This is a genomic window from Arthrobacter sp. 10T425, assembly GCF_056393985.1.
This window is the reverse complement of sequence record NZ_JBFTGZ010000014.1, coordinates 39,523-64,271: the sequence shown is the minus strand read 5'-3', so window position 1 is coordinate 64,271 and position 24,749 is coordinate 39,523. Positions and strand designations below refer to the sequence as shown.

Sequence of the window (24,749 nt, the reverse complement as noted above, 5' to 3'; positions counted from 1 at the left end):
CATGACTGAAAGCAGCACTCCCCCTGCGCCCGCCGCTTTCAGCTACCCGGGCCACGGCCCCAACGCCCGGACCGGTGTGGCCATCTGCCACGGCTTCACAGGCAGCCCGCTCAGCGTCCTGCCGTGGGCCCGCCACCTCGCCGCCCAGGGCTTCGCCGTCTCGGTACCGCTACTGCCCGGGCACGGCACCCACTGGCGGGATCTCGCCCGGCAGGGCTGGCAGGACTGGTACAGGAGCTTTGAAACGGCCTACCTGGACCTGGCCGCCCGGACTGATGACTGCTATGTCGCGGGACTGTCCATGGGCGGCACGATCGCCCTGCGTACCGCGGCCCGCCACAGCGTGGCCGGCGTGGCCGCCGTCAACCCCGGCCTGAGCTTCTATGACCGCAGGGTCCGGATCGTGGGACTGCTCAAGTACTTCCAGCACACCACCACGCCCGTCCAGGAGGACAATTCCACGGCGGCCACCACCGACGACGGTGACTACTCCCTGACGCCGCTGGCCGCCGTCCACCAGTTGCGCCGGCTGTTCGCCGCGACCCTCCGGGACCTGCCGTCCGTCTCCGCCCCGGCCCTGGTGTTCAAGTCGGACACCGACGCGGTGGTCCCGCCGTCGTCCCTGGCGCTGCTGCGCAGGCGGCTCGGGTCCCGGGAGCTCACGGTGGTTCCCCTCCCGAAGAGCGGGCACGTTGCCACCCTGGACGCCGATGCGCCGCTACTCTTTGAAGAATCAGTGCGTTTCTTCCTGCAGCACGCCCACGCCATTTCGCCGCCCCGCGCCCCCTCGGAGTCCCCATGAGCATCCTCCCGGACCATTCGCCGTTCAGCAGCCCGTTCACCGGAACCATCCCCCGGACCGGGGTCGTGGTCTCGCACGGCTTCACCGGCAGCCCGCACGGTGTGCGGGACTGGGCGTTGTCCCTGGCCGGTGCCGGGTTCGCCGTCCGGCTGCCCCTGCTGCCGGGGCACGGAACGAGCTGGCAGGAGCTGGCCAAGACCCGGTGGCAGGACTGGCATGCTGCCTTGGACGCGGCCTACCTGGAGCTTGCGGAAGAATGCGACGTCGTGGTCGTGGCGGGGCTGTCCATGGGCGGCGCCCTCGCGTTGCGGATCGCGGCCACCCGCCCCGTAGCGGGGGTGGTGGTGGTCAACCCCGGCCTGGTCATCGATGATCCCCGCGCCCCGCTGGCGGGCGTCTTGAAGTTTGTCCTCAAGAGCACCCCGGCGATCGCCAATGACATCCTCAAACCGGGCATGGATGAGTGCGCCTACCCGCGCACCCCGGTGGCCGCCGCGCACGAGCTCAACAAGATGTTCAAGGACACCGTGCGGCTGCTGCCCCGCGTCACGGCTCCGGTCCGGGTCTACCGTTCCACAGTGGACCACGTGGTGTCCGAATCCAGCATGGAGGCCCTGCGCGGCGGGTTGACCAACGCCCCGCTTGAGGTGGTCCGGCTGGAAAACAGCTACCACGTCGCTACCATGGACAACGACGCGCCCGAGATCTTCCGTGGCACGGCCGAATTTGTCCGGTCCGTTGCAGCCGCAGCCGGTCCGGGCGCCGCCCGCGCCAGCCGGAAGGACACGGCCAATGACTAAACCGGACCCCGACGTCCCTGACCCCGAGACCCCTGACCCCGACGACGCCCGGTCGCCTGGCGCTGACGCATCCGGCCTCCAGCGTCCGGGCACCACCCCGCCCCCTGAGGCGCAGGACCCGGCCGCCGCGGACGAACCGCTTGCCGATGACGACGCCGTGTGGCTGGATCTGGTCGCCAGGCTGGAAGGGGTCGGGGCAGGCGGGGACGAGGCAGTTGGGGGAACTGACGGCCCGGCCGGCGAAACCAACAGCGCCGCCGGCACCGGCGCCGGCACCGGCGCTGGCTCCGGTGCTGGCACCGGTGCGAACAGGTCGTTCAGCGATTTCGACCCGCTGGGCCTTGCCGGCGTCGCGCCGATCGAACTTTCCGCCAGGGAGCGGCTCGCCTCCGCCCCGGGGAACCCGGCCGCGGGCAGCAGTGAGGCACCGGACACCGCATCCGGCCCCCGGGACTACGAGGCCGACGACGACGATGGCGTGTTCGTCCCGGAGGAGCCGCCCAGCCTGGCCGGTGCAGATCCGATGACCGTCCTTGCCTGGATTGGCGCGGTGGGCGGCCCGATTGCGCTCGTGTTCTCGGCGATGTTCTGGCGGTCGGCCCCGACGCTGGCGATCGTGGGCATGGTGGCCGCGTTCGCGGCCTCCGTGGTGTTCCTGATCATGAAGCTGCCGGGCGAGAAGGACGAGCACGACGACGGGGCGCGCATCTAGTCCACCCGGCCAGGGCGCCAGGCACCGCGCTGGTTGGTTCAGGGCCCAGGAAGGCACGCTACTGGGTGTGCATGCGGCTGCTGACCCGGGAGAGGTCGGCGGCGCCGATCAGCCCGGCGTTGGGTCCCAGGGCCGCAAGTTCGATCTCCGCCGCGGGGCGGAAGCCGCGGCCGGTGAGGTTCCGCGCGAAGGCCTTTCGGGCCGGCGCGACGAGCAGCTCGCCGGCGTCGCACAGTCCGCCGCCGATCACGAACTTGCCTGGGTCCAGTGCCGCTGCGAGGTTCGCCAGGCCAAGGCCCAGCCACTCCCCGACGTCCTCGAGGAGTTCGCGGGAGGTCTGGTCCCCGGCCTTGGCCAGCTCCGTCACGATCACGCCCGTAATGCGTGCCACGTCGCCGTCCACGGCCTTGAGCAGTTCCTGGGCAACCGGGGAATTCGCGGCGGCCAGTTCCCTGGCCTCGCGGCCGAGCGCATTGCCCGAGGCGTATTGTTCCCAGCAGCCGCGGTTGCCGCACTCGCAGCGGTGCCCGCCCGGCATGATGATCTGGTGGCCGAACTCCCCCGCCACACCGAAGCGGCCGCGTTCGAGCCGTCCGTCCATGACCATGGCCCCGCCGATTCCGGTGCCCAGGGTGATGCAGACCAGACGGTCCTGTCCCTGTCCGGCGCCGAAGCGCCATTCCGCCCAGGCGGCGGCGTCGGCGTCGTTGGTCAGCAGGACGGGGCGGCGCAGCAGCCGCTGCAGGTTCTCGCGCAGCGGTTCATTGCGCCAGGCCAGGTGTGGGCTGAAGAGGACAGTGCCGCCGTCGAGGTCCATCCAGCCGGCAGCGCCGATTCCGACCGACCAGATCCGGTGTCCGGCGCCCAGCTCTCCGACGAGTTCGACAATGACCTGTTCCACGGCGCGCGGGTCGTTGCCCGGGGTGGAGCGTTTGGCCTGGCTGAGGATCCTGCCCTCGGCGTCCACCACGCCGGCAGCAACCTTGGTTCCCCCGATGTCGACGCCGATCGCCAGGCCCTTGCGGCCCAGCCGCAGGTGTGAGCGGAGGTCGTGCCCGGCCGTGGCGGCCGCGGCTCCGGCCAGGGTCCTGCTTCGCCAGGCGGCGGTCCGGCGGCGCAGGCCGGGCTGCCGGCCGGGTGTTGGTGTCTGCATGGTGCCCCATTCTATTCGCCGGGGCCGCAACGGCAGCGAAAGCCCGGCCGAATGACGCGGCAGCAGAGCGCCGCGCACGTGCCCGCAGCATCCCCGACTGGCGGAACGGCGGCCCCGACCGTAAAGTTACTCGCCAGTAGGTGTCGCAGAACACACCTTCGGGGGGCCGCATACTAGGCTTAGCGGTACCCCTTGCGGGCCTATGGATACCAAAGGAGCTGTCGTGCGAGAAATCATTGTCCCGCCCCTGGTGAATGTCGATCCGGACACCAATGTCACCGATCTCGTGGTGCGCCAGGCGGCCAAGGCCTCCAACCCTGCGCTGTTCTCGCGGCTCGACGCAGCCGGCCAGTGGCAGGACGTCCGCGCCACGGAATTCCTGGCCGACGTCTCGGCCCTCGCCAAGGGCCTCATGGCCAGCGGTGTGGCCGCCGGCGACCGGGTGGGCATCATGTCCCGCACCCGGTATGAATGGGCCTTGATCGACTTCGCCATCTGGTTCGCCGGCGCCGTCTCGGTCCCGATCTATGAAACCTCCTCCCCCTCCCAGGTGGCCTGGAACCTTGGCGACTCCGGCGCCGTGGCCGCGTTCGGCGAATCGGCGCACCACGAGGACATCATCCGGCAGGCGGCCACCTCCGAGGGCCTCACCGCCCTGGGGCATGTCTGGCAGCTCGAGGGCGACAGCCTGGACGAGGTCCGTGCGGCCGGAGCCGGCGTCAGCGATGCCGAGCTCGAAGCACGCCGCAGCCAGGCGTCCCTGAACGATGTCGCCACGATCATCTACACCTCGGGCACCACCGGCCGGCCCAAGGGCTGCGAGCTGACGCACGGCAACTTCGTGGAACTGTCCGAGAACGCGCTGGTCACGTCGCTGGGCACGATCGTCCACGAGCAGGCGCGGACCATCATGTTCCTGCCCATGGCCCACGTCTTCGCACGCTTCATCTCTGTGCTGGCAGTCGCGGCCGGCGTCACGGTGGCGCACACCCCGGATATCAAGAACCTGCTGCCGGATCTGCAGAGCTACAAACCGACCTTTATCCTCGCCGTCCCGCGCGTTTTCGAGAAGGTCTACAACTCGGCCCTGACCAAGGCCGAGGACGGCGGCAAGGGCGCCATCTTCCACCGCGCCGCGGACACCGCCATCGAATTCTCCCGGGCCCGGCAGGCCGGCAAGGTCGGGCTCGTGCTGAAGCTCAAGCACGCCGTGTTCGACAAGCTCGTGTACAGCAAGCTACGGGCCGCCATGGGCGGGAACGTCTCCCATGCCGTTTCCGGCGGCGGGCCGCTCGGTGAACGGCTGGGCCACTTCTTCCAGGGCATCGGCATGCAGATCCTGGAAGGGTACGGGCTGACTGAAACCACGGCGCCAATCACCGTCAACACCCCCGATCTGATCAAGATCGGCACGGTCGGCGCCCCGATTCCGGGCAACTCCGTCAGGATCGCGGACGACGGCGAGATCCTCGCCAAGGGCGTGTGCGTCATGCGCGGCTACTACAAGCGCGATGACCTGTCCGCTGCAACCTTCGAGGACGGCTGGTTCCGTACCGGCGACATCGGCCAGCTGGACGAGGCGGGGTTCCTGACCATCACCGGGCGCAAGAAGGAAATCATCGTCACGGCCGGCGGCAAGAACGTCGTCCCGGCCCTGCTGGAGGACCAGATCCGCGCGGACGCGCTCGTCTCGCAGGTGCTCGTGGTCGGTGACAACCGCCCGTTCATTGGTGCCTTGGTGACCCTGGACGAAGAAGCGCTGCCCGGCTGGCTGGGCCGCCACGGGCTCCCGGCCTCGACCTCGCTCGCCGAGGCTGCCGTCAACCCCGCCGTCATGGCCGCGGTCCAGGAGCTCATCAACCACGCCAACCAGTCCGTGTCCCAGGCCGAGGCGATCAAGTCCTTCCGGATCGTGCCGGCCGACTTCACCGAGGCCTCCGGACATCTGACCCCCTCCATGAAGGTCAAGCGGGCCCAGGTGCTCAAGGACTTCGAGAACGTGATCGAGGAAATGTACAGCGCCAAGCGTCCCACCCTCGCCTAGGCTGCAACCGCAACCGCCCCGCACCGAAACCCCGCACCAGAGCAACGCGGGGTCAGATACGGCCCATCCGGCGCCCCCTGATGGGCCGTATCTGACCCCGCGTTGCTTTTGTTCGGGAGGCAATGTTCGGCAGAAACACAAGGGTCCTTCCGGCGGAAGCCGGAAGGACCCTTGTGTGTTGATGGGGTGCGGTGTTGCCGCGCTGCCGCTATTCGACTACGAGCAGCAGATCCCCGCCCTGGACCTGTTCGATTCCGGCGACGGCGAGCCGCGCGACGGTGCCGGCCACCGGCGTCGTGATGGACGCCTCCATCTTCATGGCCTCGATCGTGGCCACCGTGTCGCCGGCCTTGACGGTGTCCCCGGCCTTGACAGTCAGCGTGACGGCACCGGCGAACGGCGAGGCAACCTGGCCCGGCTGGGAGGTGTCGGCGCGTTCGGCGGCCTTGACGTTGCTCACCACTGAACGGTCGCGGACCACCACGGGCCGGGACTGGCCGTTGAGCGTGCACATGACCGTGCGCATGCCCTTCTCGTCCGGCTCGGAGACAGCCTCGAGCGAGGCGATCAGCCGGACGCCCTTCTCGAGTTCGATCTCGTGCTCCGCGCCGCGCTGCAGCCCGAAAAGGTAGTCCCGCGTGTCCAGTACCGAAAGGTTGCCGTAGGCCTCCACGCTCTTCTGGTAATCCTTCGTGGGACCGGCGAAGAGCAGGCGGTTGAGCGTGCCCCGCCGGGTCTTGGAATCGCCGTTGAGCGCGGCGCTGTCCTCGGCGCTGATCTCGACGTCGCGGACCTTGACGGTGCGGCCCTGCAGCGCCTTCGTCCGGAAGGGCTCAGGCCAGCCGCCGGGCGGGTCACCGAGCTCGCCGGAAAGGAAGCCGATCACGGAATCCGGGACGTCGTACTTTTGCGGGTTCTCGTTGAAGTCTTCCGGATCGGCGTTGAGGCCCACCAGGTGCAGGGCGAGGTCGCCCACCACCTTGGACGACGGGGTCACCTTGACCAGCCGGCCGAGGATCCGGTCCGCCGCGGTGTACATGTCCTCGATCGCCTCGAAACGCTCGCCCAGGCCAAGCGCCATCGCCTGCTGGCGCAGGTTGGAGAGCTGGCCGCCCGGAATTTCGTGCTGGTAGACCCGGCCCGTGGGCCCCGGCAGTCCGGACTCGAACGGCGCGTAGACCCGGCGGACGGCCTCCCAGTAAGGCTCGAGGGCGCAGACGTTCGCCAGGCTGAGGCCGGTGTCGCGCGGCGTGTGGGCCAGCGCGGCGACGAGGGCCGATGCCGAGGGCTGGCTGGTGGTTCCGGCCAGGGAGGCCGAGGCCACGTCCACAGCGTCCACGCCGGCATCCACGGCCGCGAGGAGCGTGGCTAGCTGGCCGCCGGCGGTGTCGTGGGTGTGCAGGTGGACGGGGAGGTCGAACCGCTCCCGGAGCGCCGAGACCAGGCGTGCCGCGGCAGCCGGACGCAGAAGTCCAGCCATGTCCTTGATCGCCAGGATGTGCGCCCCGGCGTCGACGATTTTCTGCGCCAGCTCCAGGTAGTAATCCAGGGTGTAGAGCGTTTCCTCCGGGTCCAGCATGTCCGCGGTGTAGCAGAGGGCAACCTCGGCGACGGCGGTACCGGTCTCACGGACGGCCCGGATGGCCGGGGCCATCTGGTTGACGTCGTTGAGGGCGTCGAAGATCCGGAAAATGTCGATGCCCGTGGCGGCGGCCTCGTTGACGAACGCCACCGTGACCTCTTCCGGGTAGGGCGTGTAGCCGACGGTGTTGCGGCCGCGGAGCAGCATCTGCAGGCACAGGTTCGGCATGGCCTTGCGCAGGGCGGCAAGCCGGTCCCAGGGGTCTTCGCCGAGGAAGCGCAGGGCGACGTCGTAGGTGGCCCCGCCCCAGGCCTCGACCGAGAGCAGCTCGGGGAGCAGCTTGGATTCTGCGGGACCAGCCGCCACGAGGTCCCGGGTGCGCACCCGGGTGGCGAGCAGGGACTGGTGCGCGTCGCGGAACGTGGTGTCCGTGACGGCCACGGCGTCCTGCGCGCGCAGGGCACGGGCAAACCCTTCCGGGCCGAGTTCCTGGAGACGCTGGCGGGACCCTGGCCGGGCCGCTGCGTCATCCAGGGCCGGAAGCTTGTCCGCCGGGTCCGTGTGGACCTTGAGTTCGCCGTTGGGCTTGTTGACAGTGACGTCGGCAAGCCAGGTCAGCAGCTTGGTGCCGCGGTCGGCCGAGACCCGTGCCTTCAGCAGCTGGGGCCGTTCGTCAATGAACGAGGTGGCCACATCCCCGGCGACGAAGTCGGGATCGTCCAGGACCGCCTGCAGGAAGGAGATGTTGGTGGACACGCCGCGGATGCGGAACTCGGCGAGGGCGCGGCGGGCCCGGGCGACGGCGGCCGGGTAGTTGCGGCCGCGGCAGGTCAGCTTGACCAGCATGGAGTCGAAGTGCGGGCTGATCTCCGCGCCCGAGTAGACGGTGCCGCCGTCAAGCCGGACGCCTGCGCCGCCGGCCGAGCGGTAGCCGGTGATCTTGCCGACGTCGGGCCGGAAGCCGTTGGCCGGGTCCTCCGTGGTGATGCGGCACTGCAGGGCGGCACCCTTGAGCTGGACGCTCTCCTGGGACAGGCCCAGGTCCGCGAGGCTCTCACCGGCGGCGATGCGCAGCTGCGCCTGGACGAGATCGACGTCGGTGACTTCCTCGGTCACCGTGTGCTCGACCTGGATCCGGGGGTTCATTTCGATGAATACGTGCTGGCCGGCCCGCTCACCCACCGTGTCGACAAGGAATTCGACGGTACCGGCGTTGACGTAGTTCAGCGCTTTCGCGAACTTCACGGCGTCGCGGTACAGCGCCTGCCGGATGCCTTCGTCCAGGTTCGGCGCCGGGGCGATCTCGATGACCTTCTGGTGGCGGCGTTGGATGGAACAGTCACGCTCGAAGAGGTGCATCACGTTGCCCTCCGCGTCGGCCAGGATCTGGACCTCGATGTGGCGCGGGCGCAGGACGGCCTGCTCCAGGAACATGGTGGGGTCGCCGAACGCGGTGTCGGCTTCGCGCATGGCGGCCTGCAGGGCCTCCGGGAGCGCCTCGCGGGTGTCCACGCGGCGCATGCCGCGCCCGCCGCCGCCGGCGACGGCCTTGGCAAAAATGGGGAAGCCGATTTCATCCGCGGCGGCGATCAGTTCGTCCAGGTCCTTCGACGGCTGGCTGGACTTGAGGACCGGGACGCCGGCCTTGCGCGCGGCCTCGAGGGCGGCAACCTTATTACCGGCGAGTTCCAGGACCTCGGCCGGCGGGCCGACGAAGGTGATGCCGGCCGCCTTCGCAGCCCGCGCCAGGCGCGGGTTCTCGGAGAGGAAACCGTAACCGGGGTAAATGGCGTCCGCCCCGGACTCCTTGGCTACGCGCACCACCTCATCAACGTCCAGGTATGCCCGGACCGGATGTCCCTCCTCGCCGATCAGATACGCCTCATCGGCCTTCTGGCGGTGAATGGAGTTGCGGTCCTCATGGGGAAACACAGCGACAGTCTTGGCACCCAGCTCGTAGCTCGCGCGGAAGGCGCGAATCGCGATTTCGCCGCGGTTGGCCACCAGAATCTTAGAAAACATACTTCTCCTGCTTCATCGCGGGCGTATCGGTAAGTGCTCACAGTGTCTAGGACCTGTGCGGGCAAACACAAATCATTGTGGCGACTGTCACAGCATTATCCGTCACGGACGCCGCGATGGGCAGGGCCTTGGCCTTAGAGCTTTCCCCGTCCGTCCGATTGGCGAGGTTCTGGCGCCCCACGCCGGATGAAACGGGTTTCGCCGGAGCATCAACATATGATGAGTGGGTGGGTGGCGCATGCACGCCCCGGCTCCGAAGAACGCAGGAGCCGGCACGACCCCGTCTCGGCAACCGGCGTTAGGTATTGGTTTTTCAAGTGCAAGTAGTGAGCATCAGCAGCCTCAAAGGCGGTGTCGGCAAGACATCCGTGACCACCGGACTGGCGTCGGCGGCATTGGCCGCCGGAATCCCCACCCTCGTCGTCGACCTTGACCCGCATGCCGACGCCAGCACGGCCCTGGGCGTGAGTCCGGACGATCAGCTCGATATCGGCAGGATGCTGAGGTCGCCGCGGCGGGCACATCTGGCGGACAACGTGGTCCCCAGCGGCTGGGTGGAACACGCCCGGATCAACGGCCGTAGCAACGCCAACGGCAGTGCCAACGGCAGGATTCAGTCCGGCGCGGCAACCTCCGTCCTGGACGTGGCCGTCGGCTCTGCCTATACCGGCATCTACGACCGCCCCGACCTGGGCCGCCGCGACCTTCGCCGGCTTTCCACGGTCCTGGCAGGCGCCACGAACTACGAACTCGTCCTGGTCGATTGCCCCCCGTCACTGAACGGCCTGACCCGGATGGCGTGGTCCGCAAGCGACAAGGTGACCCTGGTAGCCGAGCCCGGGCTTTTCTCGGTGGCCGGCACGGAACGCACCATGCGCGCCATCCAGCTCTTCCGGCAGGAATTCGCCCCCAAGCTGTCCCCTGCCGGCATCGTGGCCAACCGGGTGCGCAGCAGTTCGGCCGAGCACACGTTCCGGCTCTCGGAGATGGAATCCATGTTCGGCCAACTGCTGTTGAGCCCGCATATCCCGGAGCAGGCCAACTGGCAGCAGATCCAGGGCGCCGCCCACTCCATCCACCACTGGCCCGGCGACTCGGCCAAGAATGCGGCCGGGCTCTTCGATGCCCTGCTGCAGAACCTGCTGAACCAGGGCGGCGTGGCCCCGGCCGGCGCTGTCCGAGACCGCAGCCTTCGGTAGCCCCGGACTGCCGTACACAGCCCAACAGAAATGAGGCCGCCTTCCCTGTCCGGGAGGCGGCCTCATCTTGTTGTACTCAGTTTCTGTGCTCAGTCGTTGCTGTGCTCAGTCACGTTTGCAGCTGCGGGCGCTAGCCGATCTTGCGGGCCGCCCGGCGTTTGCTCAGCTCGTCGTCGGGAAAGGACTGGTCCGCGGCGTGTTCGCTGGGAAGAGCTGCGAGGCTTCCTTCAACTTCGCGCCATACGCGGCCGACGGCGATGCCGAACACCCCCTGGCCGCCCTGGACGAGATCGATGACTTCATCTGCCGATGTGCACTCGTAGACGCTGGCGCCGTCGCTCATGAGCGTGATTTGGGCGAGGTCCTCGACGCCGCGCTCGCGCAGGTGTTCCACGGCGGTGCGGATCTGTTGCAGGGAGACGCCCGTGTCCAGGAGCCGTTTGACCACCTTGAGCACCAGAATGTCGCGGAAGCCGTAGAGCCGCTGCGAGCCGGAGCCGGCCGCACCGCGGACGGCGGGCTCAACGAGTCCGGTGCGCGCCCAATAATCGAGTTGGCGGTAGGTAATGCCGGCCGCCTTGCAGGCGGTGGGTCCGCGGTAGCCCGCGTCCTCGTCCAGAACGGGGAGATCCTCGGTGAACAGCAGGCCTTGGGCACCGCTGGCGGGCACAGCAACGCCGGCCGTTGAGGCCTGCTTCAGCTCGCCTGCTTCGCCTTTCGGACTCACGTGGACCCTCCTTGTCGTGGGTTCCCCTGGGTTTGTTGCATCGGCAGCAATAGATGTGAACAGCTGCATGACACCGGATGAATATTTCATCCGTGTAATTCAGCCGGACTGCACCTTCCAGTGTGACTTGCGCGGCTACCGTATGCAATGGGAACTTGTACCTTCGACGTTAGGCCTGCCGGGGCCCAAGGTCAAAGACGTTGGGGCTATTCCAAGGGCGTGTCGAAAGTTTCATCCTCGACTTTAACGTTTGGTGCCGCCACAGCTGTCACGCACGTATCAGAAACACCAGCAGTCACAGGCACGCCCGCAATCGCGGCAGGTTCCCTGGCGCCGGTTGCCTGGGCCGGCTCAGCCGCCGAAGTCTTCGGGTTCGACGTCGTCGAGGAACTCGCGGAAGCGCCGCAGTTCGACTTCCTCGTCCACGGCGGGTCCGGGGTGCGTGTCCTCGCCCTCGTCGTGTTCGGTGATCCGGACGCCGGCCTCGTCCATGACGGCGTCGGCGCACCAGATCCGGCACTTGGCGCGCAGGGCAACGGCCAACCCATCGGAGGCCCGGGAGCTCACGGTGGTGCCGTTCTCGAACTGCAGCTGCCCGTAGAAGATGTTGTCCTCCACCGCCACGATGTTGACGCTGACGATCGTGTGGCCCAGGGCCTCGACAACGTCCACCAGGAGGTCGTGGGTCATCGGCCGGGGCGGGATGACCCCCTGCTGGGCCAGGGCGATGGCGCTGGCCTCCGGGGTCCCGATCCAGATGGGCACGTGGCGCTCACCATGGATTTCCTTGAGCAGGACAAGCGGCTGGTTGGACGGCAACTCGATCCGCACGCCGACAATCTCCACCTCAATCATCAGATGTCCATCCTTGAGATGCGGTCGTGGACCAGCGCCTGGTGCAAGGACAGGCAGAGGTCGCTGATTTCCCGGGCCGCCTCGGCGGCGCGGGCGTGGGAGGCTGCGTCCTTGCGGGAGGTCAGGGTGGCCACAGCACGCTCCACGAGCCCGAATTCGCGGTCGGCAGCCGCCTGGAAGGGCCGCAGGTGGCGGGGTTCCAGGCCATGGCTCTCCAGCTGGACGCAGGCCCGCGCGACCTGCAGCGCGTGTTCGTCGAATTTGCCGTTGACGTGCCCGATCAGGCCGTAGCTCAGGAGCGATTCCAGCAGCGGGACGCTCGCCCCGGATTCGGCGCGCAGCTGCTCCTCGCTGAGCCTGCGTGCCCGGCTCTGCAGCTCGGAGGCGAGCTCCTCGGAGACAATCCGCGGGGACAACGTGACGCCTGCCGGCAGGTTCTCCGGCCGTTCGCCCCGGTCGATCGCATCCAGGTAGTCCTTGATGACCTTCAGCGGCAGGTACTGGTCACGCTGGAGTGAGAGGACGAAGCGCAGCCGTTCGACGTCGTTCTCGGAGTACTGACGGTAGCCGGCAGGTGTCCGCTGCGGGTTGATGAGTCCCTTTTCTTCAAGGAACCGGATTTTTGACGCAGTCATGCTGGGGAAGTCGTCGCTCAGTTGAGCCAGGACTTCCCCGATGTTCAGAACCTGGGGTCCGCGCCGATCCGCATGTGCCGTGGCCACAGGCAACTACCCCGGAATCAGACGTTGCCTGCTGCGCGGGCAGGGCTGAGGTAGAAGGTGAGGCGGAATTTGCCGATCTGGACCTCGTTGCCGGACTTCAGTTCCACCGAGTCCACGCGGTCGTGGTTGACGTAGGTGCCGTTCAGGCTCCCGGTGTCCACAACCTCAAAGCTGCGCGCAGTACGGCGGAATTCGACGTGCCTGCGCGAAACAGTGACGTCGTCGAGGAAGATGTCGGCGTCCGGGTGGCGGCCCGCCGTGGTGACGTCGGAGTCCAGCAGGAACCGCGCACCGGCGTTGGGGCCGCTGTGCGCGACGAGCAGGGCCGATCCGAAGGGAAGGGCCTCAACCGCTGCCCGTTCCTCAGTCGAAAGCTTCGGCGTGAAATTGGGTTCGTCGCGCACCGGAGTGAGGTTGATCGACGTGGTCTCCGAAGCCTTCACTCCACCCGTGCCGTAACCGTCACCGGTGTCGTTCCGTTCGTGCCCAAACATTGAGTCCTCCTCATTCGTTGCAGGTGTCCCCCCTGCAAACAACGCATGCCGTCCGGAAAAGCCTTGCAGTCCCGGTAATGAGGCCCTTCGGCGGGGCGCGGCCTTGTTTTGTTATCCCAACAACACTCGCCGGCGGCCCCGGCCCGAATGACCTCTGTCTTTAGCCTACCTGCTGTTCATACTCGGATGCACTGAGCAAGGACTCGACCGCGTCGGCTTCCGCGAGCTTGATTTCGATCAGCCAGCCTTCACCGTACGGATCGGAGTTGATAAGGGCGGAATCGGTGTCCAGCGACTCGTTCCTGGCGACCACCTCGCCCGTCACCGGGGCGTAAATGTCACTGACGCTCTTGGTGGATTCGACCTCGCCGACGACGTCGTTGGCCTTGATGGTGGTCCCGACCTCGGGCATCTGGGCGTAGACGACATCCCCGAGGGCGTCCTGGGCAAAATCAGTGATGCCCACGCGCACAACCCCGTCGGCGTTGGGGGCCGAAACCCATTCGTGTTCTGCGGTGTAGGACAGGTCTTCGGGAATGATGCTCATGACGGGCCTTTCATCGGGTCAATCACCTGGCGGCGGCAGTCGTTTGTTCTAGCCGCCGCTGAAAGTATAGGCACATCGGGCAGGGGCCGGGGAGGCATCTGCGAAGATGGTGCCATGGCAGAACATGCTCCGCTGAAGGGCGGGAATGTGAACAACCGGGGTGCCGGGACCGTCCGGACACGTGAGGGCTAGGCCGTGCCTGAGCTTCCTGAAGTTGCGGCCCTGACGGACTTTCTGGACGAGCACCTGCGCGGAGCAATGGTGCGGAAAATCCAGCCGGTCTCCTTCGCCGTGCTCAAGACGGCAGACCCTCCCTACTCCGACCTCCAGGGCAAGGCCGTCAGCGGCGTGCAAAGGTTCGGCAAGTTTGTCAGCCTGGAAGCGGACGGGCTGCATTTTGTCTTCCACCTCGCCCGGGCCGGCTGGGTCCGCTTCACGGACTCCCCCACCGACGCCCAGCTGAAAATGGGGAAGGGCCACATCGCGCTGCGGCTGACGTTCTCCACCGATTCCGGCCCGGTGGGCATGGACCTGACCGAAGCGGGCACGAAAAAGAGCCTGGCGGTCTATGTGGTCCGGGATCCGCATGACGTGCCCGGCATCGCGGCGCTCGGACCGGATCCGTTCAGTCCGGACTTCGACGTCGATGCCCTGGCCGGGATTCTCGGCTCCAGTTCCCAGCAGATCAAGGGCGTCCTGAGGAGCCAGGGCATCATCGCCGGGATTGGGAACGCGTACAGTGACGAGATCCTGCACGCCGCCAGGACTTCGCCGTTCGCGATCGCCAGGTCGCTGGACCGGACGCACGTGCAGCACCTCTACGACGCCATCCACACCATTCTGGGAACGGCGGTGGCGGAGGCCAAGGGCAAGCCGCCCAACGAGCTCAAGGACACCAAGCGGAGCCACATGCGGGTCCACGGCCGGACCGGCGAACCGTGTCCGGTGTGCGGGGACACGGTCCGGGAGGTTTCCTTTGCCGATTCCGCCCTGCAGTACTGCCCGACGTGCCAGACCAAAGGAAAGATCCTGGCCGACCGCCGGACGTCCCGCTTCCTGAAATAGCGGATCACCGCGGACCTTCCTGGGAACACCACGGAGCGGATGTGTCCGGGAAACAGAAAACCCCGCCATTCCTTCATCAGGAATGGCGGGGTTTCAGCTGTTGGTCGGGCTGACAGGATTTGAACCTGCGACCCCTTGACCCCCAGTCAAGTGCGCTACCAAGCTGCGCTACAGCCCGCTGGTTCCACCGTTCTCCGCCCGGAAGTCTTCCCGGATTCGCTCCAGGTTTTCTTCCAAGCAGTCCGGCCGAACCACCTCCAAAAGCTTACACGATCCGGGAGGGTGCCTGTGACAATTTCAGGCTGTCCCGGCAAGGTGTGTCGGAATTAACGTTTCTTGCCACGCTTTTCGCGCACGCGCATGTTGACCTCAATCGGCGTGCCCTCGAAGCCGAAGGTCTCCCGGAGGCGTCGAGTGATGAAGCGGCGGTATCCCGGATCCAGGAATCCGGTGGTGAAGAGCACGAACTTCGGCGGCCGGCTCGAGGCCTGGGTGCCGAACAGGATGCGGGGCTGCTTGCCGCCGCGGACCGGGTGCGGGTGCGCTGCGACAAGTTCGCCCAGGAACGCGTTGAGGCGTCCGGTGGGGATGCGCTTGTCCCAGCTTTCCAGGGCGGTGTCCAGGGCCGGGACGAGCCGGTCCTTGTGCCAGCCGGTCTTGGCCGAGATGTTCACGCGCGGCGCCCAGGCCACGTGTGCCAGGTCCTGCTCGATTTCGCGTTCCAGGTAGCGGCGGCGCTCGTCGTCGAGGAGGTCCCATTTGTTGAAGGCCAGCACCAGGGCGCGGCCGGATTCAACGGCAAGCTGCAGGATGCGGACGTCCTGCTCGCTGAGCACCTCGTCCACGGCCAGGAGCACGACGGCGACCTCGGCCTTTTCGAGGGCGCTCTGCGTGCGCAGGGAAGCGTAGAAGTCCGCGCCCTGGGCCATGTGCTGGCGGCGCCGGATGCCGGCGGTGTCCACGAAGCGCCACGTGCGTCCGCCGAGTTCGATGAATTCATCGACCGGGTCGCGGGTGGTGCCGGCGGTGTTGTCCACCACCACACGCTCGGAACCGGCGAGCTTGTTCAGCAGCGAGGACTTGCCGACGTTCGGGCGGCCGATCAGGGCGATGCGGCGGGGTCCGCCGGAGCGCTCGAGGCCCTCAATCAGTGAGTACTCCGGGAGGGTGTCCATGACGTGGTCCAGGAGGTCCGCCACGCCGCGGCCGTGCAAGGCCGAGACGGGGTACGGTTCGCCGAAGCCCAGGCCCCAGAGGGTGGCCGAGTCGGCTTCCTGGGCGAAGTCGTCCACCTTGTTGGCCACCATGATGACCGGCTTCTTCGACTTGCGCAGCATCTTCATGACGCCTTCGTCGGTCGCGGTCGCGCCCACGGCGGAGTCGACGACGAACAGGACGGCGTCGGCAAGTTCCACGGCCATCTCGGCCTGCTCCGCCACACGGGCGTGGATGCCGCGGGCATCGTGCTCCCACCCGCCGGTGTCCACCACGGTGAAGTTGCGGCCGTTCCAGTTTGCCGAGTACATGACACGGTCGCGGGTGACGCCGGGGGTGTCCTCGACCACGGCCTCGCGGCGGCCCAGGATCCTGTTGACCAGGGTGGATTTTCCCACGTTGGGCCGTCCGATGATGGCGAGGACCGGGTCCAGCTTGACCGGGCCGTCAAAGTCCTCGTCGTCGAAGTGGCCGCTCAGCAGCGCGGCGTCGTCTTCGTCGAGCTCGTAGTCGTCCAGCCCGGCACGCAGCGAGGCCGCGCGGAGTTCCGCTTCGTCATCGTCCAGGGCGGCAAGGTTTTCAGCCACCTGGTCGGTGCCGGTGGGCGTGTATTCGTCTTCGCCGGCGCCAAAATTGCCGGAGGTTTGAGTCGTATCGCTCATTGCACTTTCCTTAGGTGGTGATCTGCCGGCGTCCCGGCTACTTCTTCATGACGTTCATGCGGTGATTCCGCGTGGGGCAGGGGCTGCCCGGTTCTTAGTACTGAGTCCTGGACATGGCGCGCTAATGCGGCCCGGATTTCGGTTCCCGCCCTGTCCATTGAAACACGCCCGGTCTCGCCGGGCCTGCGGCTGACGTTGATGGCCCCGCCGAAGCTGACATGCAGGCGCCGGCGCGGTGCGGGCACGGTGTCCAGGTGTTCGCCGCCGATTCTTGTGCCCAGGATGGCCACGGGGACCACGGTGGCGCGGGAGTTAAGCGCCAGCCAGGCGACGCCGTTGTTGATCGCGGCGGCCTCACCGCTCCCCCGGGTGCCTTCGGGAAGAATCCCGACGCACCGTCCGGCGTCGAGCAGGCTCCGGGCCGTGGCCAGCGCCGCACGGCCACCGCGGCGGTCGACGGGCAACTGGCCCGACGCGGCCAGGACGCGGCCGAGGAACCCGCTGAACATCTCCTGCTTGACGAGGATGTGCATGGGCCGGGGCGAGGCGCCGAACATGACGGGCCCGTCCAGGAAGCTGATGTGGTTTCCCGCGAAGATCACGGGACCGGCCGCGGGGACGTTGGAGCGTCCGCTGACCGAGGTGCGGTAGACGAGGTGGTCCAGGAGCCAGCCCACGGGCCGGCTCCACGCCGTCGTCCACTGACCGGGCAGGGAGGCGGGCGCTGTCCCCGGCAGTCCGGCGCGCCCCTCAGTCACCGTGGACGGCCCGGAGCGGAACAGGAGAGTGGTTGACCACGGTGTCCACGATGTCGAGTGCGGCCTGGACCGTCTCGTCAAAGTCCAGGTCGGAGGAGTCCAGGGTCACGACGCCGTCGGCGGCCGTGGTGAAGTTCACTACGGTGGAGTCCTTGGCATCGCGGTGCGTGACCTGGGCTGCCAGCTGCTCGGCATTCTGGCTGCCGCCGAGCTGGATGCCGCGGCGGCGCAGCCGGGCTTCCTCGCTGGCGGTCAGCAACATCCGCACCTCGGCATGGGGCGCGACGACGGTGGTGATGTCCCGGCCTTCGACCACCATGCGGTGGTGGTGCTTTTCGATCAGCTCGCGCTGCCGGCGGATCAGTTCAGTCCGCGCGCCCAGGGTGGTGGCGACGGCGCTGACTGCCGCTGAAATGGCGGGTTCCCGGATGGCGAGAGTGACATCGTGCCCGCCGACGCGGACGTACTCTTCCTGCGGGCTGGTGCTGATTTCAAGCGGCAGGGTCTCTGCGGCGGTCTCGACGGCGGCCCCGTCGTCCAGGTCCGTGCCGCTCTGCAGGCAGAACCACGTCAGGGCGCGGTACATCGCGCCGGTGTCGAGGTAGGCCAGTTTCAGCCGGCGGGCCACCTCTTTGCTCACGCTGGATTTGCCGGAGCCGGAGGGGCCGTCGATGGCAACCACAAGGCTTTTTCCGGGGCGGACTACGTCCACTGTCTCGATGAGTTCCTGGGTCATTACTGGAGTACCCGCCATCCACGGTCGTTGAGGGCTGCTATCAAAAGGTCGTGCTTGTTGGGCAGGACGGAAATTTCCACCATGCCCACATTCTGCCCCGAAGAGTGGTCGAGGCGGAGGTCTTCGACGTTGACGCCGATCTCGCCAATCTCGGTCAGCAGCTTGGCGATCTGTCCGGGTGTGTCATCCACCAGCACCGTCAGCCACGAGTATGCCTGCGGGGGTCCGCCGTGCTTGCCCGGGATCCGGGACTGGCCGGCATTGCCTTCGCTGATCAGCTGGGCAAGGTCCAGCCTGGCGCCGGGAGCGGCCGGTGCTTCCAGGGTGCCGATCAGCCGGTTGAGGTCCTCGCGGACTCCGTGCAGGATCTCCACCACCTTTTCCGCGTTCGCGCCAAGGATCTGGACCCAGAGCGTGGGATCGCTTGCGGCGATCCGGGTGACATCCCTCAGCCCGTTGCCGGCCAGGGACAGGGCGTGCAGGGGCGTGCCCTGCAGGCGGCTGGCCACGAGCGAGGACATCACCTGCGGCAGGTGTGAGACGAGCGCCACGGCTGCATCGTGCTCGTCGGCAGCGAATTCGGACACGACGGCGCCGAGATCGCCGGCCAGCGCACGCGCCACCCGCAGGGACTCCGGCAGTGTCTCCTCCGTCGGGCACACGACCCACGGCATGGAGGTGAACAGCTCGCCCCGGGCCGAGACCGGGCCCGATTTCTCGCGCCCGGCCATGGGGTGGGTCCCCACGTAGCGGCCCAGGTCCGCACCGCGGCTACGGAGATCGGCCAGGATCTGCGCCTTCACGCTCGCGATGTCCACTACGACGGCGTGCGGGTAGTCCTGGAGCGCCTTGGCCACGACGTCCGCCGTGACATCCGGCGGCGCGGCCACGACGACGAGCTCCGGCGCCTCCCCCTCGAGGCGCGCCAGCGGCAGGCCGGCGCCGATGTCGACGGCGACGGCCTGGTTGGTCGGTGAGGGATCCGAGAGGAACACAGGGACGCCCCGCCCCCGCAGCCCCAGCCCGATGCTGGTGCCCAGTAGCCCGGAGCCCAGGACGAGCACCGGGCCGTTCAGGTGGCCGCGGCCGTGCGTGCGGAAGGCGGACATGCTTACAGCCCCACGGAGGCCAGCAGGTGGCCGACTTCCTGCTTGCCGAGGTTGCGGATGCTGCCCTGGCGCTGGTCGCCGAGCCCGATGGGGCCGACCTTGACGCGCACCAGGCGCAGCACGGGGAAGCCGACGGCGTCGAACAAGCGCCGGACGATCCGGTTCTTGCCCGAGTGCAGCACGACCTCGATCAGCACGTGGCCCGGGGTCGAGTCGACGAGCTTGAAGGAGTCCACCGAGGCGATGCCGTCCTCGAGTTCGACGCCGCCCTTGAGTTCGGCGCCCACGCCCTGCGGGAAGGGCCCGCGGACCTGCACGAGGTAGGTTTTGGGCACTTCATAGGACGGGTGCGTCAGGCGGTTGGCGAGCTCGCCGTCGTTCGTCAGCAGCAGCAGCCCTTCGGTGGCGACGTCAAGCCGGCCCACGTGGAAGAGGCGTTCGCCGTGGTGGTTGCGGACAAAGTCGCTGATGCACGGGCGGCCGTCCGGGTCCTCCATGGTGGAGACAACGCCCTTGGGCTTGTTGAAGACCATGTAGACCATGTTCTCGTCCAGCTGGATGCGCAGTCCGTCGACGTGGATCACTGCCGTCTTCGGGTCGACGCGCACGCCGAGTTCGGTGACCACCTGGCCGTCGACCTCGACGCGGCCCTCGGCGATCATTTCCTCGCAGACCCGCCGTGAGGCGACGCCGGCGGAAGCCATGACCTTCTGGAGGCGGGTGCCGTCGGCGTCGTGCAGCTCAGACTGCGGCACCTCGGCTCGGGGTCCGCGCTTGCGGGCCGGCTTGCGCACGGGCCCGAGGTTCTGGCCGAAGCGTTCACTGCCGAAGACGCGGGAACCGGTGGCCTTGGCCGCTCCGGCGCCGACGCGCGGCTTGGGTTTGAGGGCGCCGGGAGTGCCGGGGGCCTTGCCGAAGCCGGGCTTGCGGGCTGCTGCCTTGCGGGCGGCCTCCTTGCCGGAAGGCGCTTTCGACTTCCAGTCAGCGGAAGCCGGGCGGGCGGCCGACGGCGCGCCGTCCGGACCCTGCAGGTCCGGATCGATGAAGGCCTCTTCGCGAGGCTTGGGGTGCTTGAAGGGGCGGTCTCCGCCGCCCTTGTAGCCGGCTCCGCCGCTGCGGCCTGCGCCGCCCTGGGAGCTGCGGCCTGCGCCGCCCTTGTAGTCGGCTCCGCCGCTGCGGCCCGAACCGCCCTGTGCGCCGCGGCCTGAGCCTTGCGCTGAGTTTTGTCCGGCACTGTTACGTCCCGAACTGTTACGTGGTGAACCCTGGCGTCCCGCCTGTGTCATGACCCGTCCTTCGTTTGTTGGCCGACGGCCGCTGTCTCCCGACAACACCCGCCGACTGGGCAAAATGATTCTGCCCTAGTGGATACTCGTGCGCAGGCAGTTGTTCCTGCCTACATTCTTCCAGCGTCGTAAAACTCTTCGATGCCTTCAAGCCCCGGAAGGTGGGGTGAAAGCTGTGGCAATTCCGCCACCGAGCCGATTCCCATTCGCTCCAGGAAATACGACGTCGTGCGGTACAGGATTGCTCCGGATTCAGGATCGGTTCCCGAATCCTCGATCAGCCCCCGCTGCGTCAGCGTCCGCACGACAGAGTCAACGTTGACTCCTCGAATTGCAGACACCCGCGCCCTAGATACGGGCTGGCGGTAAGCGATGACGGCGAGCGTTTCGAGCGCCGCCTGCGTCAGCCTGGCCGTCTGTCCTTCCAGCACGAATTCCCCAACGATCTCGGCGAATTCAGCGCGGGAATAGATCCGCCAGCCTCCGGCGATATTCCGCAATTCAAAACCCCGGGCGGTGGCGCTGAAGCCGTTCAAACTGGCATCGTCCACATCCGGGGCATTAACAGTATAACCGTTATACTCCCGCTGCAGTTCAGCCAGCAGGGTCTCGACGACGTCGACCGTCAGGTTCAGCCCGGCTGCCAGGGCCTGGGCCGTGGCCGGTTCGTCGATCACCATCAGGACCGCTTCGAGGGCCGCGCGGGCGCCCCCAGGCAGGCTCGCGACGTCCGGCCCGGCGTCCGGCCCGGCCTCGCGGGCAGCGTCAGGGAGTCGTTCGTTCACGGTTGGTCCTCGTATTCTTCACTCAGGTTTTCGCTGCTCCACCCCTGGGTATCGGCCGTCCAGTGCACCGTCAGTTCCCCCAGCGGCAGCAGCTGGTCAAAGCCCACTGCCCGGTCGCGGAACAGCTCCAGCAACGCCAGGAACCGCGCCACCACCACCAGCGTGGATTCGGCGTCGGCGATCAGGGCCCGGAAGCTCAGCGGCGTGCCCAGCCGCAGCCGGTTCCCCAGCAGCTCGGCCTGTTCCTTGACGCTGACGGGCGCGCCGTGCAGGTGTTCGAGGCCTACTTCGGTGGGGGCTGCCTCCTTGGGTTTGAGGGCCGCCTCGGCCAGGGAGGCGAACTGGGCAGGGGTGTGCCGCCACAGCAGTTCCGGAAGCAGGGCAGCGAAGTGTCCCTCAAGGGCAACCTGCCGGGGATAGCGCCGGGCCTCAAGCTCGAGTGTGGAGCCGATCATGCCGGCCACCTGCTTGAACGCCTTGTACTGCAGCAGCCGGGCGAACAGGAGGTCCCGGGCCTCCAGCAGGGCAATGTCCTCATCGTCCTCAACCTCGCCCGCGGGCAGCAGCCGGGCCGCCTTGAGGTCCAGGAGGGTGGCCGCAATCACCAGGAATTCGCTGGCCTCATCCAGGGCCCACTCCTCCCCCAGCTGCTGCAGGCCCCTGATGTACTTGATGAATTCGTCAGTGACCGTGGACAGCGCCACCTCGGTGATGTCCAGCTGGTGCTTGGAGATCAGGCCGAGCAGGAGATCGAACGGGCCGGTGAAGTTGGCCAGCCGCACTTCGAATCCGGGCTTTTTGACGCCCTGTTCTGCTGGGTCCTCCGGCCGCGCGGCCCGCGCGGATTCCGCGCGTGTGTCGAGCTCCGCAGGCATGTCGAGATTCGCTGGCGGAGAAAAGGCGCCTGCCACGACCCTGGCTAGGGCGCGCCGCCGCGCGAGATCAGCTCTTTGGCCAGGCGGCGGTAGGCGTCGGCACCGACGTGGTTGCCCGCGTAGGTTGTGATGGGCTCGGCCGCGACCGTGGCGTCGGCAAATTTGATCGAGCGCTTGATGACGGTTTCGAAGACCTTGTCGCCAAAGGCCTCCACGAGGCGGGCGATTACCTCGCGGCCGTGCAGGGTCCGGGCGTCGTACATCGTGGCGAGCACGCCGTCGACCTGCAGGCGCGGGTTGAGGCGGTCCTGGACCTTGTCGATGGTTTCCACGAGCAGCGCCACGGCGCGCAGGGCAAAGAATTCACAGATCAGCGGGATGATGACCCCATGGGCGGCGGTCAGCGCGTTGACGGTGAGCAGGCCGAGCGAGGGCTGGCAATCGATCAGGACGACGTCGTAGTCGTCCTCGACCTTTTTCAAGGCCCGGTCCAGCACCTGTTCGCGGGCCACTTCATTGACCAGCTGCACCTCGGCGGCGGAGAGGTCGATGTTGGCCGGGAGCAGATCCACGTTTTCCACGCCGGTCTTCTGGATGGCGTCGCGGATGTCCACCTTGCGGTCCATCAGCACGTTGTACACGGTGAGGTCGAGCTCGTGAGGATTGGTGCCCAGGCCGGCGGACAGGGCACCCTGCGGATCGAAGTCGACCAGGAGCACGCGGCGGCCATATTCGGCCAGGGCGGCGGCGAGGTTGATCGTGGACGTGGTTTTGCCCACCCCGCCCTTCTGGTTCACCATGGCGATGACCCGCGCAGGACCGTGGGAGGACAGCGGCGCGGGCTCCGGAAAGTCGCGTTGGGGCCGCCCGGTGGGGCCCATGACGGCGTCTTCCAGATCGAGTTCGGTGCCTTCCAGAGTTGCTGAACCCTGTTCGCTGCTCACGTATCTATCCACACTTTCGATGACGGTGATTGTCGTGCTTCATTTTGCCGCCTCCGGGCTCCCGGAGCCCAGCGCGTTCCTCCCAAGGTTACAGCGCCCGACACGGTATTCGCCGGACCTTGACACTGCGCCGGAGGCTGTGCCTTGACGTTCGGGTTGAAGTCGAAGGTTGCTACCGGGCTGTCACGGCGGCCCGGGCGTGCCGGCAGGCACGCCCGGGGGGACGCCGAGGGGACGCCCGCAGGCGCGCAGCGAGGGGCTGAAACAGGCAGGCGGGCCCGCGCTCCGGCGGCCCCGGAGATATTGAAGTTTGTACCCCGCAGGCCTACATTGAAACGACGAGGTGGCAGCGGCTCATGCACGAACTTTCGATCACGCAAAGTCTTGTAGAGGCGGTCCTGGACCGGACCGGTGGCCGCTCCGTGACGGGCGTCAACCTGCGGATCGGACCCTTGAGCGGCGTCCTCCCGGACGCCGTGCGCTTTTGCTTCGAAGTCGTTTCAGCTGACACGCCGCTGGCCGGGGCAACCCTGACGATCGATGAATCCGAGGGCCGGGCCAGATGCCGCAGCTGCCGCGACGAGTTCGTCCTTGAGGACATGTTTCTGCTCTGCCCCTGTGGCAGTGCCGATGTCGAAGTCGTCAGTGGCCGGGAGCTCCTGGTCACCTCGGTGGAGGTTGCGTAGACATGTGTGCGACGTGCGGATGCGGCGACGACGCCGGCACCAGAGTTTCGGACCTCGACGGCACTGTGCACGACATCTTGCCCGCTGCTGCGGCCCCGCACGAACATCCGCATCCGCACGATCACGGCCATCCCCACGATCACGATCACGGCCATCCCCACGATCACGATCACGATCACGATCACGATCACGATCACGATCACGGCCATCAGCATCCCCAATCCCCCGGGACAGCCGACGCCGGGCACAGTCCCGCGGCGGAGGGACGGACCCTCATCTCCCTGGAGGAGAACCTGCTCGCCAAGAACGACCTCCTGGCCGCACGGAACCGGGGTTGGCTGGAAGGACGCGGCATCCAGGCCTTCAATGTCATGAGTTCCCCAGGGGCCGGCAAGACCACGCTCCTGGTCCGGACCATCAGGGAACTTGCCGGTGAGCTGGACATTGGTGTGATCGAAGGGGACCAGGAGACCTCGCTGGACGCCGACCGTATCCGGTCCACCGGGCGGCCGGTGATCCAAATCAACACCGGGGCAGGCTGCCACCTGGATGCCGGGATGCTGCAGCGGGCGCTGGGCGCGCTGGATCCGGTCCCCGGATCGACACTCTTCATCGAAAACGTGGGCAACCTTGTGTGCCCCGCATTGTTCGACCTCGGCGAATCGGCCCGGGTCGTCGTGATCTCAGTTACGGAGGGCGATGACAAACCGCAGAAATACCCCCACATGTTCCTGGCTGCCGACCTGGTGATCATCAACAAAGCAGACCTGCTCCCCTATGTGGAGTTCGACGTCGAGCGTTGCGTGCGCCAGGCGCGCCTGCTGAATCCCGGCGTCGACGTCCTGACCCTGTCAGCTACCACCGGCGACGGCATGGACGGCTGGCTGGAGTGGATCCGGAAGAATCCCCACCCGGCGGCGGCTGCCGCCGGGAGTGCGCCGCGCTCTGGCGGACTACGCGTTTGACGTT

Annotated in this window: 23 protein-coding genes and 1 tRNA gene; 8 read left to right on the top strand and 16 right to left on the bottom strand. The window is 67.5% G+C overall.

The window, feature by feature from the left end; genetic code table 11:
- Nucleotide 1: 1 nt before the first annotated feature.
- Genes AC1DDH_RS15905 through AC1DDH_RS15895 form a run of 3 tightly spaced genes read left to right on the top strand, consistent with a single transcriptional unit; the run spans nt 2 to nt 2,314 of the window.
- The gene (locus AC1DDH_RS15905; protein WP_476955797.1) at nt 2-802 is read left to right on the top strand and encodes an alpha/beta hydrolase; all 801 of its coding nucleotides are present in this window, start codon (nt 2-4) and stop codon (nt 800-802) included.
- The gene (locus AC1DDH_RS15900; RefSeq protein WP_476955796.1) at nt 799-1,602 is read left to right on the top strand and encodes an alpha/beta hydrolase; all 804 of its coding nucleotides are present in this window, start codon (nt 799-801) and stop codon (nt 1,600-1,602) included. The genes AC1DDH_RS15905 and AC1DDH_RS15900 overlap by 4 nt, the downstream gene beginning before the upstream one ends.
- The gene (locus AC1DDH_RS15895) at nt 1,595-2,314 is read left to right on the top strand and encodes a hypothetical protein (protein ID WP_476955795.1); all 720 of its coding nucleotides are present in this window, start codon (nt 1,595-1,597) and stop codon (nt 2,312-2,314) included. The genes AC1DDH_RS15900 and AC1DDH_RS15895 overlap by 8 nt, the downstream gene beginning before the upstream one ends.
- Before the next feature lie 58 nt (nt 2,315-2,372).
- Here AC1DDH_RS15895 and AC1DDH_RS15890 read toward each other — a convergent pair whose 3' ends face one another.
- Nucleotides 2,373-3,467, bottom strand: coding sequence for an ROK family glucokinase (locus AC1DDH_RS15890; RefSeq protein ID WP_223916600.1), 1,095 nt, complete (start codon nt 3,465-3,467; stop codon nt 2,373-2,375).
- A gap of 223 nt (nt 3,468-3,690) precedes the next feature.
- Here AC1DDH_RS15890 and AC1DDH_RS15885 point away from each other — a divergent pair, with 223 nt between their 5' ends.
- Nucleotides 3,691-5,511 (top strand): AMP-dependent synthetase/ligase, encoded by a 1,821-nt coding sequence (locus AC1DDH_RS15885; protein ID WP_223916598.1) that lies wholly within the window; start codon nt 3,691-3,693, stop codon nt 5,509-5,511.
- Nucleotides 5,512-5,719: 208 nt separating this feature from the next.
- Here the strand turns inward: AC1DDH_RS15885 and AC1DDH_RS15880 are convergent, their stop codons facing one another.
- Nucleotides 5,720-9,115 (bottom strand): pyruvate carboxylase, encoded by a 3,396-nt coding sequence (locus AC1DDH_RS15880; RefSeq protein ID WP_476955794.1) that lies wholly within the window; start codon nt 9,113-9,115, stop codon nt 5,720-5,722.
- 317 nt (nt 9,116-9,432) lie between these two features.
- Here AC1DDH_RS15880 and AC1DDH_RS15875 point away from each other — a divergent pair, with 317 nt between their 5' ends.
- Complete coding sequence (locus AC1DDH_RS15875; RefSeq protein ID WP_476857893.1) at nt 9,433-10,314, top strand: ParA family protein; 882 nt, start codon at nt 9,433-9,435, stop codon at nt 10,312-10,314.
- A gap of 130 nt (nt 10,315-10,444) precedes the next feature.
- Here AC1DDH_RS15875 and AC1DDH_RS15870 read toward each other — a convergent pair whose 3' ends face one another.
- The 5 genes from AC1DDH_RS15870 to gcvH all read right to left on the bottom strand — a co-directional run bounded on the left by AC1DDH_RS15870 (nt 10,445) and on the right by gcvH (nt 13,659).
- Nucleotides 10,445-11,041 (bottom strand): MerR family transcriptional regulator, encoded by a 597-nt coding sequence (locus AC1DDH_RS15870; RefSeq protein WP_028275903.1) that lies wholly within the window; start codon nt 11,039-11,041, stop codon nt 10,445-10,447.
- Between the two features lie 351 nt (nt 11,042-11,392).
- Nucleotides 11,393-11,896: a bifunctional nuclease family protein gene (locus AC1DDH_RS15865; RefSeq protein WP_230009361.1), complete on the bottom strand. Its 504-nt coding sequence runs from the start codon at nt 11,894-11,896 to the stop codon at nt 11,393-11,395.
- Complete coding sequence (ftsR, locus tag AC1DDH_RS15860) at nt 11,896-12,618, bottom strand: transcriptional regulator FtsR (RefSeq protein WP_026266235.1); 723 nt, start codon at nt 12,616-12,618, stop codon at nt 11,896-11,898. The genes AC1DDH_RS15865 and ftsR overlap by 1 nt, the downstream gene beginning before the upstream one ends.
- Before the next feature lie 17 nt (nt 12,619-12,635).
- Nucleotides 12,636-13,112 (bottom strand): FHA domain-containing protein, encoded by a 477-nt coding sequence (locus AC1DDH_RS15855; RefSeq protein ID WP_028275906.1) that lies wholly within the window; start codon nt 13,110-13,112, stop codon nt 12,636-12,638.
- Nucleotides 13,113-13,272: 160 nt separating this feature from the next.
- Nucleotides 13,273-13,659, bottom strand: coding sequence for a glycine cleavage system protein GcvH (gene gcvH, locus AC1DDH_RS15850; RefSeq protein WP_079553886.1), 387 nt, complete (start codon nt 13,657-13,659; stop codon nt 13,273-13,275).
- 195 nt (nt 13,660-13,854) lie between these two features.
- Between gcvH and AC1DDH_RS15845 the strand changes: the two genes are divergently transcribed.
- Nucleotides 13,855-14,724 carry an Fpg/Nei family DNA glycosylase gene (locus AC1DDH_RS15845; protein ID WP_476955793.1) on the top strand — a complete coding sequence of 290 codons (870 nt, stop codon included), beginning with the start codon at nt 13,855-13,857 and terminating at the stop codon, nt 14,722-14,724.
- Between the two features lie 101 nt (nt 14,725-14,825).
- Here AC1DDH_RS15845 and AC1DDH_RS15840 read toward each other — a convergent pair.
- From AC1DDH_RS15840 to AC1DDH_RS15800, 9 genes are all read right to left on the bottom strand, one after another.
- Nucleotides 14,826-14,902, bottom strand: a tRNA-Pro gene (locus AC1DDH_RS15840).
- Between the two features lie 148 nt (nt 14,903-15,050).
- Nucleotides 15,051-16,601 carry a ribosome biogenesis GTPase Der gene (der, locus tag AC1DDH_RS15835; RefSeq protein ID WP_028275909.1) on the bottom strand — a complete coding sequence of 517 codons (1,551 nt, stop codon included), beginning with the start codon at nt 16,599-16,601 and terminating at the stop codon, nt 15,051-15,053.
- Entirely contained in the window at nt 16,598-17,278 is a 681-nt protein-coding gene (locus tag AC1DDH_RS15830) for a lysophospholipid acyltransferase family protein (protein WP_476955792.1), read from the bottom strand. The genes der and AC1DDH_RS15830 overlap by 4 nt, the downstream gene beginning before the upstream one ends.
- 73 nt (nt 17,279-17,351) lie before the next feature.
- Nucleotides 17,352-18,095, bottom strand: a complete 744-nt coding sequence (cmk, locus tag AC1DDH_RS15825) for a (d)CMP kinase (protein ID WP_476955791.1) — start codon at nt 18,093-18,095, stop codon at nt 17,352-17,354.
- The gene (locus AC1DDH_RS15820) at nt 18,095-19,204 is read right to left on the bottom strand and encodes a prephenate dehydrogenase (RefSeq protein WP_476955790.1); all 1,110 of its coding nucleotides are present in this window, start codon (nt 19,202-19,204) and stop codon (nt 18,095-18,097) included. The genes cmk and AC1DDH_RS15820 overlap by 1 nt, the downstream gene beginning before the upstream one ends.
- 2 nt (nt 19,205-19,206) lie before the next feature.
- A complete protein-coding gene (locus tag AC1DDH_RS15815) occupies nt 19,207-20,490 on the bottom strand; it encodes a pseudouridine synthase (protein ID WP_476955789.1) in 1,284 nt (427 codons plus the stop codon).
- 110 nt (nt 20,491-20,600) lie between these two features.
- On the bottom strand, nt 20,601-21,209 hold the full coding sequence (gene scpB / locus AC1DDH_RS15810; protein ID WP_156945075.1) for an SMC-Scp complex subunit ScpB: 609 nt from the start codon (nt 21,207-21,209) through the stop codon (nt 20,601-20,603).
- 62 nt (nt 21,210-21,271) lie between these two features.
- On the bottom strand, nt 21,272-22,150 hold the full coding sequence (locus tag AC1DDH_RS15805; RefSeq protein ID WP_476887844.1) for a segregation and condensation protein A: 879 nt from the start codon (nt 22,148-22,150) through the stop codon (nt 21,272-21,274).
- 44 nt (nt 22,151-22,194) lie between these two features.
- Nucleotides 22,195-23,094, bottom strand: a complete 900-nt coding sequence (locus tag AC1DDH_RS15800; protein ID WP_018772307.1) for a ParA family protein — start codon at nt 23,092-23,094, stop codon at nt 22,195-22,197.
- Nucleotides 23,095-23,450: 356 nt separating this feature from the next.
- On the opposite strand from AC1DDH_RS15800, the gene AC1DDH_RS15795 reads away from it, so the two are divergent.
- Nucleotides 23,451-23,780, top strand: a complete 330-nt coding sequence (locus AC1DDH_RS15795) for a hydrogenase maturation nickel metallochaperone HypA/HybF (RefSeq protein WP_028275916.1) — start codon at nt 23,451-23,453, stop codon at nt 23,778-23,780.
- A gap of 2 nt (nt 23,781-23,782) precedes the next feature.
- A complete protein-coding gene (gene hypB / locus AC1DDH_RS15790) occupies nt 23,783-24,745 on the top strand; it encodes a hydrogenase nickel incorporation protein HypB (RefSeq protein ID WP_476955788.1) in 963 nt (320 codons plus the stop codon).
- The last annotated feature ends 4 nt before the right edge of the window (nt 24,746-24,749 follow it).